At 71.0% G+C, this 13,365-nt stretch carries 12 protein-coding genes; 6 read left to right on the top strand and 6 right to left on the bottom strand.

Annotated elements, in window-relative coordinates; translation table 11 throughout:
- Positions 1-60: 60 nt before the first annotated feature.
- Positions 61-2,109, bottom strand: a complete 2,049-nt coding sequence (locus OG858_RS29455) for a thioredoxin domain-containing protein (protein WP_319268539.1) — start codon at positions 2,107-2,109, stop codon at positions 61-63.
- Positions 2,110-2,353: 244 nt separating this feature from the next.
- On the opposite strand from OG858_RS29455, the gene OG858_RS29450 reads away from it, so the two are divergent.
- The gene (locus OG858_RS29450; protein ID WP_327724814.1) at positions 2,354-5,659 is read left to right on the top strand and encodes a tetratricopeptide repeat protein; all 3,306 of its coding nucleotides are present in this window, start codon (positions 2,354-2,356) and stop codon (positions 5,657-5,659) included.
- Positions 5,660-5,985: 326 nt separating this feature from the next.
- On the opposite strand, the gene OG858_RS29445 is transcribed toward OG858_RS29450, so the two are convergent.
- Together OG858_RS29445 and mca are read right to left on the bottom strand one after the other, a co-directional pair.
- Positions 5,986-6,231 (bottom strand): hypothetical protein, encoded by a 246-nt coding sequence (locus OG858_RS29445; protein ID WP_037694614.1) that lies wholly within the window; start codon positions 6,229-6,231, stop codon positions 5,986-5,988.
- Between the two features lie 21 nt (positions 6,232-6,252).
- On the bottom strand, positions 6,253-7,104 hold the full coding sequence (gene mca, locus OG858_RS29440) for a mycothiol conjugate amidase Mca (RefSeq protein ID WP_037694607.1): 852 nt from the start codon (positions 7,102-7,104) through the stop codon (positions 6,253-6,255).
- A 248-nt stretch (positions 7,105-7,352) separates the two neighbouring features.
- Here mca and OG858_RS29435 point away from each other — a divergent pair, with 248 nt between their 5' ends.
- Together OG858_RS29435 and greA are read left to right on the top strand one after the other, a co-directional pair.
- The gene (locus tag OG858_RS29435; RefSeq protein ID WP_086753103.1) at positions 7,353-7,751 is read left to right on the top strand and encodes a DUF4307 domain-containing protein; all 399 of its coding nucleotides are present in this window, start codon (positions 7,353-7,355) and stop codon (positions 7,749-7,751) included.
- A gap of 195 nt (positions 7,752-7,946) precedes the next feature.
- Positions 7,947-8,447, top strand: a complete 501-nt coding sequence (gene greA / locus OG858_RS29430; protein ID WP_086753105.1) for a transcription elongation factor GreA — start codon at positions 7,947-7,949, stop codon at positions 8,445-8,447.
- 80 nt (positions 8,448-8,527) lie between these two features.
- Here greA and OG858_RS29425 read toward each other — a convergent pair whose 3' ends face one another.
- The 3 genes from OG858_RS29425 to ilvA form a co-directional block, all read right to left on the bottom strand.
- Positions 8,528-9,373: an ABC transporter permease gene (locus OG858_RS29425; RefSeq protein WP_327744912.1), complete on the bottom strand. Its 846-nt coding sequence runs from the start codon at positions 9,371-9,373 to the stop codon at positions 8,528-8,530.
- Complete coding sequence (locus OG858_RS29420; RefSeq protein WP_328544267.1) at positions 9,370-10,392, bottom strand: ATP-binding cassette domain-containing protein; 1,023 nt, start codon at positions 10,390-10,392, stop codon at positions 9,370-9,372. Before OG858_RS29420 ends, OG858_RS29425 begins: the two co-directional genes overlap by 4 nt.
- 208 nt (positions 10,393-10,600) lie before the next feature.
- Entirely contained in the window at positions 10,601-11,830 is a 1,230-nt protein-coding gene (gene ilvA / locus OG858_RS29415; RefSeq protein ID WP_086747451.1) for a threonine ammonia-lyase, read from the bottom strand.
- A 164-nt stretch (positions 11,831-11,994) separates the two neighbouring features.
- Between ilvA and OG858_RS29410 the strand changes: the two genes are divergently transcribed.
- The 3 genes from OG858_RS29410 (at position 11,995) to OG858_RS29400 (ending at position 13,363) form a co-directional block, all read left to right on the top strand.
- On the top strand, positions 11,995-12,489 hold the full coding sequence (locus OG858_RS29410) for a MarR family winged helix-turn-helix transcriptional regulator (protein ID WP_173531495.1): 495 nt from the start codon (positions 11,995-11,997) through the stop codon (positions 12,487-12,489).
- 137 nt (positions 12,490-12,626) lie between these two features.
- Positions 12,627-13,118, top strand: coding sequence for a sigma factor-like helix-turn-helix DNA-binding protein (locus OG858_RS29405; RefSeq protein WP_179200885.1), 492 nt, complete (start codon positions 12,627-12,629; stop codon positions 13,116-13,118).
- Positions 13,115-13,363, top strand: a complete 249-nt coding sequence (locus tag OG858_RS29400; protein WP_086747449.1) for a hypothetical protein — start codon at positions 13,115-13,117, stop codon at positions 13,361-13,363. Before OG858_RS29405 ends, OG858_RS29400 begins: the two co-directional genes overlap by 4 nt.
- The last annotated feature ends 2 nt before the right edge of the window (positions 13,364-13,365 follow it).

The raw sequence follows: 13,365 nt of genomic DNA, 5'->3' as shown, positions 1-13,365 counted from the left end.
GAACACCAGCCTGTATCCAGCTAGTTGTTCGGCCTTGTCCCGGTCCCTGACCGGCGGGTTTCAGCCGGTCGGAGCCCCATCGAGCGCCGTACGCAACCGGTCGGCATCGGTCGTGGGAGCGTCACATGTGAAGTTACGGCAGACATACGCGGTCGGTTCACCGCCGACGAGCGGACGGTCGGCCAGCAACGGCAACTCGTCACTGTCCGGAGTCCCGACGGCGACCACCGCACCCGGCGCGGTCCCCAGCAACGCCGCCCGGTGCAGTTCCCGCGTCCCCGGATGCCCCTGCGGTCCGACGACCGCCACCTCGCGCGGCCCGTCGAGCAGCGCCTCGGCGGTCGCGAGCCCCCACCCGATGAACCTCGGCGCGCGCGGCCCCAGCGCCTTCACCACGCCCAACGCCCGCTCGGCGGCGGTCCGATGGGGCTCGGAACCGGTGTGCGCGGCATAGCCGAGCAGCGCTCCCGCCGCCGCGCTCCACCCCGACGGCGTGGCGTTGTCGGTCGGATCCTGCGGTCGCCGGATCAGCTTCTCCGCGTCGACGGCCGTGTCGTACAGCGCCCCCGACCCCTCATCGACGAACCGGGCGAGCACGTGGTCGAGCAGGAACCCCGCGAACTCCAGCCACACCCCTTCCCCCGTGACCGACGCCAGCGCCAGGAACCCCTCCGCGACATCCGCGTAGTCCTCCAGCACCCCCGCGTTGGCCCCCACCTGCCCGTCCCTGCTGGTCCGCGCGAGCCGCGCCTTCTCGTCCAGGTGCAGTCGTACGAGAAGGTCCGCGGCGGCGATCGCGGCGTCCACCAGGTCGGGGCGGTCGAAATAGGCGCCGGTCTCGGCGAGCGCGGCGACGGCGAGCCCGTTCCAGGCGGCGACCACCTTGTCGTCACGGCCCGGGGCGGGGCGGCGCGAACGCGCCCCATGCAGCCGGTCCCGGATCGACTCGATCCTTTCGGCGTCGAACACGCCCTCGTGCTGCGGGAGTTGCAGCACGGACGCCCCTTCCTCGAACGTCCCCTCCTCCGTGACCCCGAAGTACTGCGCGGCGAGCCGCGCGTCCTCCTCGCCGAGCACCTCGGTCAGCTGCTCCGGCGTCCAGACGTAGTAGGCACCTTCGACGTGCTTCCCGGAACCGGTGCCGTCATCGCTGTCGGCATCCAGGGCGGAGGCGAACCCGCCCTCGTTCGTCCGGAGTTCACGGACCATGAAGTCGGCCGTCTCCAGGGCCACGCGCCGGGCGAGTTCGGAGCCGGTGGCCCGCCACAGGTGGGCGTAGACCCGGCAGAGCAGGGCGTTGTCGTACAGCATCTTCTCGAAGTGGGGTACCACCCACTCACGGTCGACGGAGTACCGGGCGAAGCCGCCGCCGAGCTGGTCGTAGATGCCGCCGCGGGCCATGCGCTCGCAGGTGTCCCGGGCCATCTGCAGCGCGCCCTCGGAGCCGGTGCGCGCCGCGTGCCGCAGCAGGAACTCGATCACCATCGACGGCGGGAACTTGGGCGCCCTGCCGAACCCGCCGCGCGCCGCGTCGTACTCCCGGGTGAGACCCAGCAGCGCCTGCGCGAGCTCGTCCTCCCCGGGCACGTCGACCGCCGAGAACTTCAGCTCCCGCCCGGCCAGATCCCGCACGATCTTCCCGGCGACCTCGGCGACCTCGTCCCGCCGATCGGTCCAGGCGGCCCGCACGCCCTCCAGGACCTGCCGGAAGGACGGCATCCCGTGCCGGGGCGCCGGCGGGAAGTACGTCCCGAAGTAGAACGGCTCCCCCTCCGGCGTCAGGAACACGGTCATGGGCCAGCCGCCCTGTCCGGTCGCCGCCTGCACGGCCTCCATGTACACCGCGTCGACGTCCGGCCGCTCCTCGCGGTCGACCTTGACGCTGACGAAGTGCGTGTTCAGGTACTCGGCCGTCTCCCGGTCCTCGAACGACTCGTGCGCCATCACATGACACCAGTGGCAACTCGAATAGCCGACGCTGAGCAGCACCGGCACCCCCCGCCGCCGCGCCTCCTCGAACACCTCCGCCGACCAGGGCCACCAGTCGACCGGGTTGTCGGCGTGCTGGAGGAGATAGGGAGAGGTCTCGTGGGCCAGTCGATTCGCCATGGACACCATCATTCCCCAGTACCCGGGAATCTCTGTTCAGCACGGGGCGCGCGCCCCGTCAGGGGCGCGGGGAACCGCGCGGGCAACCACGACGGACCCGCGGTCGGCGAACAACCCCACCACCCACGGCGAAACCCCGCACCTCGCCCCCAGCCCCCCAGCCTACGATCACGCCCTCTCGCCTAGTCGCGCCCATCGCCCCACACTGGCCGGAGGCAACCGTTTCGGCGAAGGGGGACGTGGAATGCGGGACAGCCACCGGGGGGAGGCCGAAGGGCTGTTGGTCCGGGCGGTCGAGGAGGAGGTCCGCAGGTCGGGCGGCCGTACGGACGGGGTGGTCCTGCTCGGCCGCGCCCGCGCCGCGCTGGACACGATGGCGCGGAACGCGGCCGAGGAGTACGAGGCGTACACCCGCGCACTGGACGAGTCGGAGGTCGGCCGCCTCACCTTCGGCCAGCGCTACGCCAAGGAGGGCTCCGGAACTCCCCTTCTGGTCGCGGCCGTTGCCGCCGGCACGGCGGTGGTGGCCGACCTCTCCTTCGGCGTCGACGCCGGCACCGCAGTCAGCACCGGTCTGATCGTCGGCATCGCGAGCGCCGTGGCCACGGTCCTGAAGGTGACCGCCTCCCACGTGCCCGCGGCCCACCACCGCGCGGGCGCCCTGGGCCAGCCGGGCGGCCCCGAGCAGCTGCGGCTGCAGTGGCTGACGGCGCTGGAGGTGCGCGGGATACGCCCGTTCCTGGACCAGCAGCGTGTACTGGCCGCGTCCACGCCGAAGAAGAAGGCGCCCCAGCTGCGCGGTGCCGACAAGAGCGCGGCGGCGCGGCGGCGCAACGTTCTTGAACAGTCGTTCGCCCAACTCCCGGAGACGGACGACCGGTTCGCGGGCCGGCGCACGGAGATGGGGAGGATCCGCCAGTGGGTGCAGGCGGCCCGCGCCGAGACCGAGACCCGGCCGACCGTCGTCGTGCTGCACGGCGCGCCCGGCTCCGGCCGTACCGCCCTCGCCGTCCGCGCGACCCACGAACTGCGGGACCACTTCCGCGGCGCCTGTGTGGTCGATCTGCGCGCCGACAGCCCGGAGGAGACCCCGCTCTCCACCCGGGACGCGCTGATGCATCTGCTGAATCGTCTCGGCGCCCCCCGCGACCAGCTCCTCTTCCGTGAGCGCACTTCCCAGGACCAGCAGGTCAGACGGCTCAGCGAGCTGTACCACCAGCACCTGACGGCCCTGCCCGTGACGATCGTCCTGGACGACGCCTCCGACCCCGAGCAGGTCCGCGTCCTCGTCCCCGAACGCTCCGACAGCCTCGTCCTGGTCACCTCCCGCTCGCCGCTCGCCCTGCCGGCGGACCTGCCCGCCTGGGTCCATCAGCTCCCCGTCGAGGCGCTCGACGGGAACGGCACGCACGAACTGCTCAGCACGGCGGCGCAGGACGGCTCGGTGCTGTCGGCGGGGGCGTCGAACACACGGGCGCCGTCGGGAGCATCGGCGGGGCCCTCGGCCGGTGTCTCCGCGGGGTCGCCGACCGAAGCGCCCGCGAGCGCCGGCTCCGCCTCCTACGACACCGAATCCGTCGCCCGGATCCGGCACCTGTGCGGCGGCCTCCCCCTCGCCCTGCGCATCGCCGGCTCGTCCCTGGGCCCGCGAACGCCCGACCGACTGGCCACGGACCTGGGCGCCTACGGCCCGGTCGAGCCGGTCGAACGGGCCCTGTGGCTCCGCTACACCGACCAGTCGGAACCCTCCCGCCGTCTGCTGCGCCGCCTGGCTCTGGCGGGCCGCGCCTCCCTGGGCGCGGCGGCCGCCGCCTCGCTCCTCGCCACCGACGAGACGGAGGCGACCCGCCACCTCACCGCGCTCGCCCGTGCGGGCCTCATCGACCACGTCCACGGCAACCGCTACCGCCTGCACGACCTGGTGCGCGCCTTCGCCCACGCCCGCCTCCTCGACGAGGAGCAGCCGAGCGAGCGCACGGCCGCGCAGGAACGCCTGATCGTCACCTACGCCGATCTCGCCGACTCCGTCCTACGCCTGGTCGACGGCAACATGTCGACCCGCTCGGACCGCTTCGGCCAGCACGGTTTCGTCTCCCTGGACGAGGCGCTGCGCTGGCTGGACGACGAGACGAGCTTCATCACCTCCACGCTCCGGCACGCGGAGGGCGTGAACCAGGCGGCGGTCCTCAGCCTCCTCGGCGCCCTGTGCGACTACTGCCTGTTGCGCGGCGACCTCTACCGCCTCGGTGAGCTGAGCGAGCTCGCCCAGTCGGTGGACCAGGGCCTGCTGACCCGCTCGGTCCAGTGGCGTACGGGCATCGCGGCCCGTCAGCTGGGCGAGCTGGACAAGGCCCGTACGACGCTCGCCTCGGTCGTCGACCTCTACATGGAGACCAACCACGACGCGGGCGCCGCCCGTGCCCTGTGCTCCCTGGGCATCACCCTCCACCATCAGGGCAACCTGACCGAGGCGGCGGCGAAGCTCCTGGAGGCCCTCCAGATGCAGTCGACCCCCCAGCTGGCGGCGGACCGCGCGTGGACGATGCACGCCCTGGCGGCGGTGGAACGCGACCGCTCCCATCTGGCCGACTCCCTGGACCTGTTGACCCGCGCCCTGGTCATCCACCGCCAGCAGGAGTCCCTGCACGGCGAGGGCTGGGCGTACTTCCAACTCGGCCAACTGCTGCTGCGCATGGGCGAGGTGCCGCGCGCCGAGAGCGAACTGCGCACCGCCCTGGACCTCTTCGGCCGCACCCGCGACACCCGCGGCCAGGCCTGGACGATGACCCAGCTCGCCCGCGCCCGCCTGGTCGCCGGCGACCCCTCGGCCGCCGTCGACGGCCTGCGCCAGGCCGCCTCCCGCCACCGCGACAACGAGGACGCCCGCGGCGAGGCCTGGAGCGGCTACTACCTGGGCCAGGCCCTGGAGGAGACCGGCAACCTCGACCAGGCGGTCCGTGAACTGGAGCGCTCCCGCACGATGTTCTCCCGCATGCGCGACGTCTACGGCCTGGCCTGTGCGAGGCACCATTCGGCCCGCGTCACCCGTGACCAACGAGCCGTCCAGACCGGCTCGTTGCGCAACTCCGGCTTCGCCCGCCAGCTCCTCGTCGACGCCCGCGCCGACTTCCAGCGCATCGGCGTCGCCCACGGCGAGGCCTGGACCTGCCTGGAACTGGCCGTGGTGGACGCGGGCAACGCCCGCACCCCCCAGGCCCTGGCCCTCTGCGAGGAGGCGACCCGTCTCTTCACCTCCTACGGCGACCGCCGTGGCGAGGACTGGGCCCGCTTCCTGAAGTGCACCCTGCTGCCGTACGCGGCCCCCGGCGGCGTCGAGATCGGCACCGCCGTGGCACAGGAGGACCTGGCCCATCTGTCCCGCACCGCCCATCCCCTCCGCGACGAGAAACTCACCGAGTACATCGAGGCCTACGAGCTGCTGCTGGAGCGAGGCGTGAACCTGGAGAGCGGCTGGCGAGCCTGGACCCTGGGCATGGTCCCGAACCGGCACGCGCGGGAGGTGATGGGGGTACCGGTGACGGGCGGCTGAGGGCCCGGGGGCAGGAAGGAGCGGTGATCTGGTGGAACGGGTCCGGGGAGCGGTGTCGCGTTCGGGGGGCGTGCCCCGAGCCTGCGACGCGCTTGAGAACGCCGTACTGCTGCCAGGTGCGGCGCGGCGACCCCTGCCTCGGCGGATGCGATCCGATCCGGAGCGTCCGGAGCGAACGTGACAGACCGCCGTCGCCGTCGCCGTCGGCCCAGGGGTGGATCCTGGCCAGGACGGGACGAGGCCGGGGCAGCAGGCAGCAGGCAGCAGGACTCCGTGATACCCGGACGGTGTCACGGAGTCATGCCGTCAAGCCGTCGCCCCGGCACTCAGCCCTTCGCCGACGTCGCCTTCCCACTCGCCTCCGTCGCCGTCTCCTCGACGGAGGCGTCCGCGTCCGGCGACTCCTTGAAGTCGACCTTGCCCATGTGCTTGTTCATGGACTTCATCAGGCCCCAGACGGCCAGGGCCATCACCGCGAAGACGATGAAGCCGAGAATGCCGGGGGTGACCTTGTCCTTGTCCAGCTCCTCGGCGAGGGGAACGAGGTGTGTGACTGCCAGGCTTACGCTCATGCCTGGCATTGTCCCCCAGGCCTAGCGGATGCCCGCAAAGAGGTCGTCCTCGGGGAGCGAGGTGTCCACGAGGGACTTCGCGAGCTCGTACTCCTCGGTGGGCCAGACCTCCTTCTGGATCTCCATCGGAACCCGGAACCAGCCGCCGTCGGGGTCGATCTGCGTGGCGTGGGCGATGAGGGCCTTGTCACGGATCTCGTAGAAGTCGGCGCAGGGCACGTGCGTGGTCAGGGTGCGGTCCTTGTGCTCGGACTCGTCCCAGCGCTTGAGCCAGTCGCCGTACGGGGACTCCATGCCGCGCGCCACCAGGGCGTTGTGCAGCGCCTCGGTGCGAGGGCGGTTGAAGCCCTGGTTGTAGTACAGCTTCTGCGGCTCGTACACCGGGCCGTACTCGGCCTCGGGGTACTTCTCGGTGTCCGTCGCGCCCTCGAACGCCACCATCGAGATCTGGTGGGTCATGATGTGGTCGGGGTGCGGGTACCCGCCGTTCTCGTCGTAGGTGGTGATCACCTGGGGACGGAACGCACGGATCTTCCTGACGAGCTCACCTGCCGCCTTGTCGACGTCCTCCAGAGCGAAGCAGCCGTCCGGAAGGGGAGGGAGGGGGTCGCCCTCCGGGAGGCCGGAGTCGACGAAGCCGAGCCACTCCTGCCCGACGCCGAGAATCTCGCGTGCCTCGTCCATCTCCTTCTTGCGTACCTCGTGAATGTGCTCCTCGATGTACTTGTCGCCCTGCAGTTTCGGATTGAGGATGGAGCCGCGCTCCCCGCCCGTGCAGGTCACGACCAGCACGTCCACCCCCTCGGACACATACTTCGCCATGGTGGCCGCACCCTTGCTCGACTCGTCGTCGGGGTGTGCGTGCACGGCCATCAGTCGCAGCTGGTCAGTCAAGACTCATTCCCTCGTAACTCGGCGCCCGGCCTGAACTTCGGTGACTCGGCCCGGCGCGATCCGGAGAGTCCATACTGCCGTCCCGCTCGGACGCCCGTGTGGGGCGGCCGTCAGGCGCTGGGCGGGGGGCTTCTATAGTGACGGCATCGGGGGGCGGGATATTCCCGGTCCAGAGCGTGGACGCCCCTTACCGGGAGCACGCTCCCGGCCCTTTCGAGAGGACGACCATGACCACGGCGAGCACGCGGCTTCCCGAGGGCCGCTACGGCCGCTCCGCGGACGAGCGCGCCGACCGCAAGCTCAAGGTCATCGGCCGCGTCCTCGGCGCGGCCCTCCTCGTCCTCATCGGCTGGTTCGCCTACCACTATGTCGCCGGAAACAAGATCAGCGTCGAGATCTACACCTTCGATACCTCGGCGAACTCGGTGAAGGTGCACCTCAGGGGCGACAAGGACGCCGGCGTCGAGGGCTACTGCACCGTCCGCTCCCAGGCCGAGAACGGCGCCGAGGTCGGCCGCGCCGACTTCCGCTTCGCCGCCGGCACCACGGACATCGACAAGGTCGTCACTCTGAAGACGACCTCGCGCGGCACCACCGCCGAGCTCCTCGGCTGTCACGCGGGCTGAACCCGGGCCCCGAGGCCCCACCTGGCCCCCGGCTCTCCGAATCGACCCCCTGACCTGCGTCGACGTAATGCTTGTGGTTTATGTCCTCCCCCTCCCGCCGCTGAATTGTTAGGCTCGTGGTTTCGCCCACTCGTGAAGGAACATTCTTCTGGGTAGGGCGATGCTTTGTATTCCCAGTACCTACGAGGAGCACCTGTGACCCAGACCAGCGAGAACGTCACCTGGCTGACCCAGGCGGCGTACAACCAGCTCAGGGCCGAGCTGGAGCACCTGTCTGGTCCCGCGCGCACGGAGATCGCCGCCAAGATCGCGGCCGCGCGCGAGGAGGGCGACCTGCGCGAGAACGGCGGGTACCACGCGGCCAAGGAGGAGCAGGGCAAGCAGGAGCTCCGTGTGCGCCAGCTGACCCAGCTCCTGGAGAACGCCAAGGTCGGCGAGGCTCCCGCGTCGGCGGACGGCGCCGTGGCGCCCGGCATGGTCGTGACGATCGCCTTCGACGGCGACGAGGACGACACCGTGACCTTCCTGCTCGCCTCCCGTGAGTACGCCAGCTCCGACATCGAGACCTACTCGCCGCAGTCCCCGCTCGGCTCGGGCGTGACCGGCAAGAAGGTCGGCCAGGACGCGCAGTACGAGCTGCCGAACGGCAAGCTGGCCTCGGTGAAGATCCTCAAGGCCGTGCCCTACGAGAGCTGAACGCCTGCTCCCGCCCGACCCGTGGCCCCCGGCGCCCCTTCGGCGCCGGGGGCTTGGTCATGCCCGGGGCCGGTCGCCGCTCACGCCGACGCCGAGCGGTACTTCCGTACGGACAGGGTCCGGAACATGACGATGATGAGGACCGACCACATCAGCGAGGCCCACACCGGGTGCTGCATGGGCCAGGCGTCCGACGGCGACACCCCTGGGTTGCCGAACAGCTGGCGGCAGGCCTGGACGGTGGCGCTGAACGGGTTCCAGTCGGCGACATGCTGCAGCCAGGGCGTCATACGGCTGGAGTCCACGAACGCGTTCGAGATGAACGTGACCGGGAAGAGCCAGATCAGTCCGCCGGAGGTGGCCGCCTCGGGGGTGCGCACCGAGAGGCCGATGAGCGCGCCGACCCAGGTGAACGCGTACCCCAGCAGAAGCAGCAGGCCGAAGGCGCCGAGCACCTCGCCGAAGCTGGTGTGGGTGCGCCAGCCGACGAGCAGCGCGACCACGGCCAGCACGGCCAGGGTGAGCGCCGTCTGGACCAGGTCCGCGAGGGTCCGTCCGGTGAGCACGGCCCCGCGCGCCATGGGCAGCGAACGGAAGCGGTCGATGAGCCCCTTGTGCATGTCGTCGGCGATGCCCGCCCCGGCGCCGGCGGTGGCGAAGGTGACGGTCTGCGCGAAGATGCCGGCCATCAGGAACTCGCGGTAGACGGCGGGATCCGTGGTGCCGCCGACATTCATGGAGCCGCCGAAGACATAGCTGAACAGCACCACGAACATGACAGGCTGGATGAGCCCGAAGATCACCATTTCTGGAATTCGGGACATGCGAATCAGATTCCTCTTGGCGACGACCAGCGAGTCCCTGATGGACTGGGTGATCGGGTTGCCGGGCGGTACGACCCGCACGGAGCCGGTGACGATACTCACCTCGCACCCTCCTTCCGGTGGCCCCGCCCCTTGGCGTCGGCGGCCTCGCCGCGCTCCTCGGCCTCGGCCTCGGCCTTCGCCTCGGCGAGGTGTCCCGTCAGGGAGAGGAACACGTCGTCCAGGGTGGGGCGGCGCAGGCCGATGTCGTCGATCTCGATACCGCGGGTGTCCAGCTCGCGGATGACCTCGGCGAGGAGCTTGGCACCGCCGCTCACGGGCACGGTGAGCTGACGGGTGTGCTCCTCGACGGTGGTCTCGCCCTTGCCGAAGCCGGTCAGCACCTCGACGGCGGCCGGGATGTGCTCGCGCTCGTGCACGACGACCTCGACGCGCTCGCCGCCGGTGCGGGCCTTGAGCTGGTCGGAGGTGCCGCGGGCGATGACGCGGCCGTGGTCGACCACGGCGATGTCGTGCGCGAGGTGGTCGGCCTCTTCGAGGTACTGGGTGGTGAGCAGCAGGGTCGTACCGCCGGAGACCAGCTGCTTGATCACTTCCCACAGCTGTTGGCGGTTGCGCGGATCGAGTCCGGTGGTCGGCTCGTCCATGAACATCACCGGCGGCGACACCACCAGCGCGGCCGCCAGGTCGAGCCGGCGGCGCATACCGCCGGAGTACGTCCTGGCGGGCCGGTCGGCGGCGTCGGCGAGGTGGAACTGCTCCAGCAGCTCGCCGGCGCGCACCTTCGCGTCCTTGGCCCGCATCTGGTAGAGCTGGCCGACCATCTGCAGGTTCTCGCGGCCCGTCAGATACTCGTCGACCGCTGCGAACTGTCCGGAGAGGCCGACCGAGCGCCGCACGGCGTCCGGGTCCTTCAGCACGTCGATGCCGGCCACGACGGCCCTGCCACTGTCGGGCCGCAGCAGGGTGGTGAGGCATCGGACGGTGGTCGTCTTGCCCGCGCCGTTCGGCCCGAGCAGACCCAGGACGGTGCCCTCGGGGACGTCGAGGTCGACGCCGTCGAGGGCTCTTACATCACCGAAGGTCTTCACCAGGCCTTCGGCATGGATGGCGCCTGGCATGTGATTTCTCCACGTCTTCGGGGTTCCTTCGCAAAGCCTAGTTTTGTACGTTTTGTTCTGCGCGGTAGCGGCATGGGCCACAACACCGGGCGGGCAGCGGCCAGACCTTCCCGGTCGGCGCCACGAGACACACCATAACGCGATGTATCGCGTCTCTCAATGGACTTGCCCGAACGAGTGACGAACAGTTGACGGCGGACCGCCGACCTCAGTCGATGACGGTGTAACCCGCCTCGCGGAGGGCGTGGTTGACCTCGGCGCAGTGCGTCGGCCCCCTCGTCTCCAGGTGCAGTTCGACCTCCACCTCCGTGAGCCCGAGCCGGGGATCGGTCCGCACATGGCTCACGTCGAGGACGTTGGCGTCGACCCCTGACAACACCCCGAGCAGTGTGGCGAGGGCGCCGGGGCGGTCGGTCAGGCGGAGGCACACCTGCAGGTAGCGGCCACCGGCGGCCATGCCGTGGCGCAGGATGCGCTGCATCAGCAGCGGGTCGACGTTGCCGCCGGAGAGCACCGCGACGACCGGGCCCTCGAAGGACTTCGGGTCGCGCAGCAGGGCCGCGACGGGGCTGGCGCCTGCCGGTTCCACGACCAGCTTGGCCCGCTCCAGGCAGAGCAGCAGGGCGCTGGAGAGGTTGTACTCCGAGACCGTACGGACCTCGTCCACCAGTTCGGCGACGATCCCGAACGGCACGTCACCGGGCCGTCCGACCTTGATGCCGTCGGCCATCGTCGCCGGGTTCTCCACGGCCACGGGCAGCCCGGCGGCCAGCGAGGGCGGGTACGCGGCCGCACCCTCCGCCTGGACGCCGACGACGCGCACGTCCGGCCGCAGCGACTTCACCGCGACCGCGATACCCGCCGCGAGCCCGCCGCCGCCGATCCCGACGACGATCGTGCGCACCTCGGGACACTGTTCCAGGATCTCCAGGCCGACCGTGCCCTGACCTGCGATGACGTCATGATGGTCGAACGGGTGGATGAACACAGCGCCCGTCTCGGCCGCGTACTCCTGGGCGGCGGTCAGCGTCTCGTCGACCACCGTGCCGTGCAGGCGGACCTCGGCGCCGTACTCCTCGGTCGCGCTGATCTTCGGCAGCGGGGCGCCCTTCGGCATGAAGACCGTGGAGCGCACGCCGAGCAGCGAGGAGGCGAGGGCGACGCCCTGGGCGTGGTTGCCCGCGCTCGCGGCGACGACACCGGCGGCACGCTCCTCGGGCAGCAGGCCCGCGATACGGACGTACGCGCCGCGCAGCTTGAACGAGCCCGTCCGCTGGAGGTTCTCGCACTTGAAGTGCACCGGCGCGCCGACGAGCTGAGTGAGATGCCTGCTGCCCTCCATGGCGGTGACACGTGAAATGCCCGTAAGCATCTTCTGCGCGCCTCGCACGTCGTCGATCGTCACGCGCGGAAAGGAGTCAGCCGTGCTGTAGCTCATGACCACCAGTCTCGCAGTTCACAGGGGGCGAACGCGGGTGTGACCAAGGGGCGGGACCGGATTCAGCGGGGCCCGTACACCCCGCGCCCGCTCCGCGTACTCTGTCCCCCAACCCAGCGCCCCACGCACGAATTGAGCCTTTGGCCATGCCCACAACACCTGAAATGTCGATGGACATGACGACCGTCGGTGACAACGGTCTTCTCGACACGCTGCAGCACGAGGTCGCGGTGTTCGCACGCCGTGCCGAACAGACCCGGCTCGGCGGCGTCGGGCAGGTGCGCAACTCCATGGACCGTGCCGCGTACCTGCTGCTCAACCGCCTCGACAAGGAAGGTCCGATGGGCGTCAAGGCGCTCGCGGCGAGCATGGGGATCGACTCCTCGACGGTCACCCGTCAGGTGGCGCCGCTCGTGGACACCGGACTCGTCAAGCGCACCTCGCACCCGGAGGACGGCCGCGCGGTCGTGCTCCAGCTGTCGCCGCGCGGGCTGTCCCGCCTTGAGGAGGTACGTTCCTCCAGGCGCCAGCTGATGGCCGAACTCACCCAGGACTGGGCCCCCGAGGAGCGCGAGGCCTTCTGCTCGCTCCTCACCCGTTTCAACACGGCGCTCTCGACCCGCATGGCGGCGGCGCCGGAGGCACCGTCGCCCTCCTGACTCTTGACCGCGCCCCTGCTCCTGGCCTCATATGAGACCGGGCCCTCGTCGAAGACGGCGGACGCATCCGTGCGGCAGACCGATCCGTACGCGGCCGGGCCCCGTTCGCTCAGGGTCGGCCTCAGGCGGGAGGCGTGGTGCGAGATCGGCATGTGGCCCAAGGCGCCCGCCGGGCCAGGGAGTTCGAGGCGTTCGTCGCGGGTGCGGCGGGGCGGCTGCTGCAGACCGCCACCCTGCTCACGGCGGAGCAGCCGGACGACAACCCGCGCGCGCGACGGCTGCTGACCCATGCCCTCGCCCACACGTACGCCACCTGGGACCGGCTGCGCGGCGAGGACCCGTACGACCGGACCCGGCAGCAGCTGGCCGTCCGTTTCGCGCGCGGGGCCTGGCACCACCACGGCCTCTTCCGCCCCGCGCCCGGCGGCGCCCTGGCCGTCCTCAGCCCGCAGGAGCGGCTGATCCTCGTCCTGCGGCTCTACGAGGGGGTCGCCGAGGAACAGGCGGCGGCGCTGCTCGGGCTGCCCGTCGAACGCGTGACGACGATCTGTCTGCGCGCGATGACGACGGTCCTGCATCCCCCGCGCAGGGCGGCCCCCGAGAAGGTGGTGGAGGTGGCGCCGTCATGAGTCTGCGAAACCGCGAGGCGGCCGTACGGCAGATCCTGGAGCGCCGGCCGGCGCAGGTGCCGCCCGACCTGTGCGCGGCGGCGGTGCGGCGCGGCGGGCGCATGCTGCGGCGTCGGACGGCGGCCCGCCATCTGATGTGGCTGGTGCTGGCGGCCGCCGTGGTCGCGTTCCTGGTGTGGGCGTCGATGACCCGCCCCTGGGTGGAGCCGCCGTCGCGGACGACCCCACCGATGACGGGCTGGTGAGC

This window comes from Streptomyces europaeiscabiei (genome assembly GCF_036346855.1).
Classification (GTDB): Bacteria; Actinomycetota; Actinomycetes; order Streptomycetales; family Streptomycetaceae; genus Streptomyces; species Streptomyces europaeiscabiei.
The sequence above is the reverse complement of the archived record's forward strand: the minus strand, read 5'-3'. Positions and strand labels throughout refer to the sequence as shown.

What these genes read in the sequence shown, in the direction of transcription:
- OG858_RS29435 (WP_086753103.1), top strand. Translation starts at nt 7,353, where the DNA reads ATGACCACGGCGAGCACGCGGCTTCCCGAGGGCCGCTACGGCCGCTCC.
- OG858_RS29450 (WP_327724814.1), top strand. Translation starts at nt 2,354, where the DNA reads ATGCGGGACAGCCACCGGGGGGAGGCCGAAGGGCTGTTGGTCCGGGCG.
- ilvA (WP_086747451.1), bottom strand. Translation starts at nt 11,830, where the DNA reads ATGAGCTACAGCACGGCTGACTCCTTTCCGCGCGTGACGATCGACGAC.
- mca (WP_037694607.1), bottom strand. Translation starts at nt 7,104, where the DNA reads ATGGCCGTGCACGCACACCCCGACGACGAGTCGAGCAAGGGTGCGGCC.
- OG858_RS29455 (WP_319268539.1), bottom strand. Translation starts at nt 2,109, where the DNA reads ATGGCGAATCGACTGGCCCACGAGACCTCTCCCTATCTCCTCCAGCAC.
- OG858_RS29400 (WP_086747449.1), top strand. Translation starts at nt 13,115, where the DNA reads ATGAGTCTGCGAAACCGCGAGGCGGCCGTACGGCAGATCCTGGAGCGC.
- OG858_RS29420 (WP_328544267.1), bottom strand. Translation starts at nt 10,392, where the DNA reads ATGCCAGGCGCCATCCATGCCGAAGGCCTGGTGAAGACCTTCGGTGAT.
- OG858_RS29445 (WP_037694614.1), bottom strand. Translation starts at nt 6,231, where the DNA reads ATGAGCGTAAGCCTGGCAGTCACACACCTCGTTCCCCTCGCCGAGGAG.
- OG858_RS29410 (WP_173531495.1), top strand. Translation starts at nt 11,995, where the DNA reads ATGTCGATGGACATGACGACCGTCGGTGACAACGGTCTTCTCGACACG.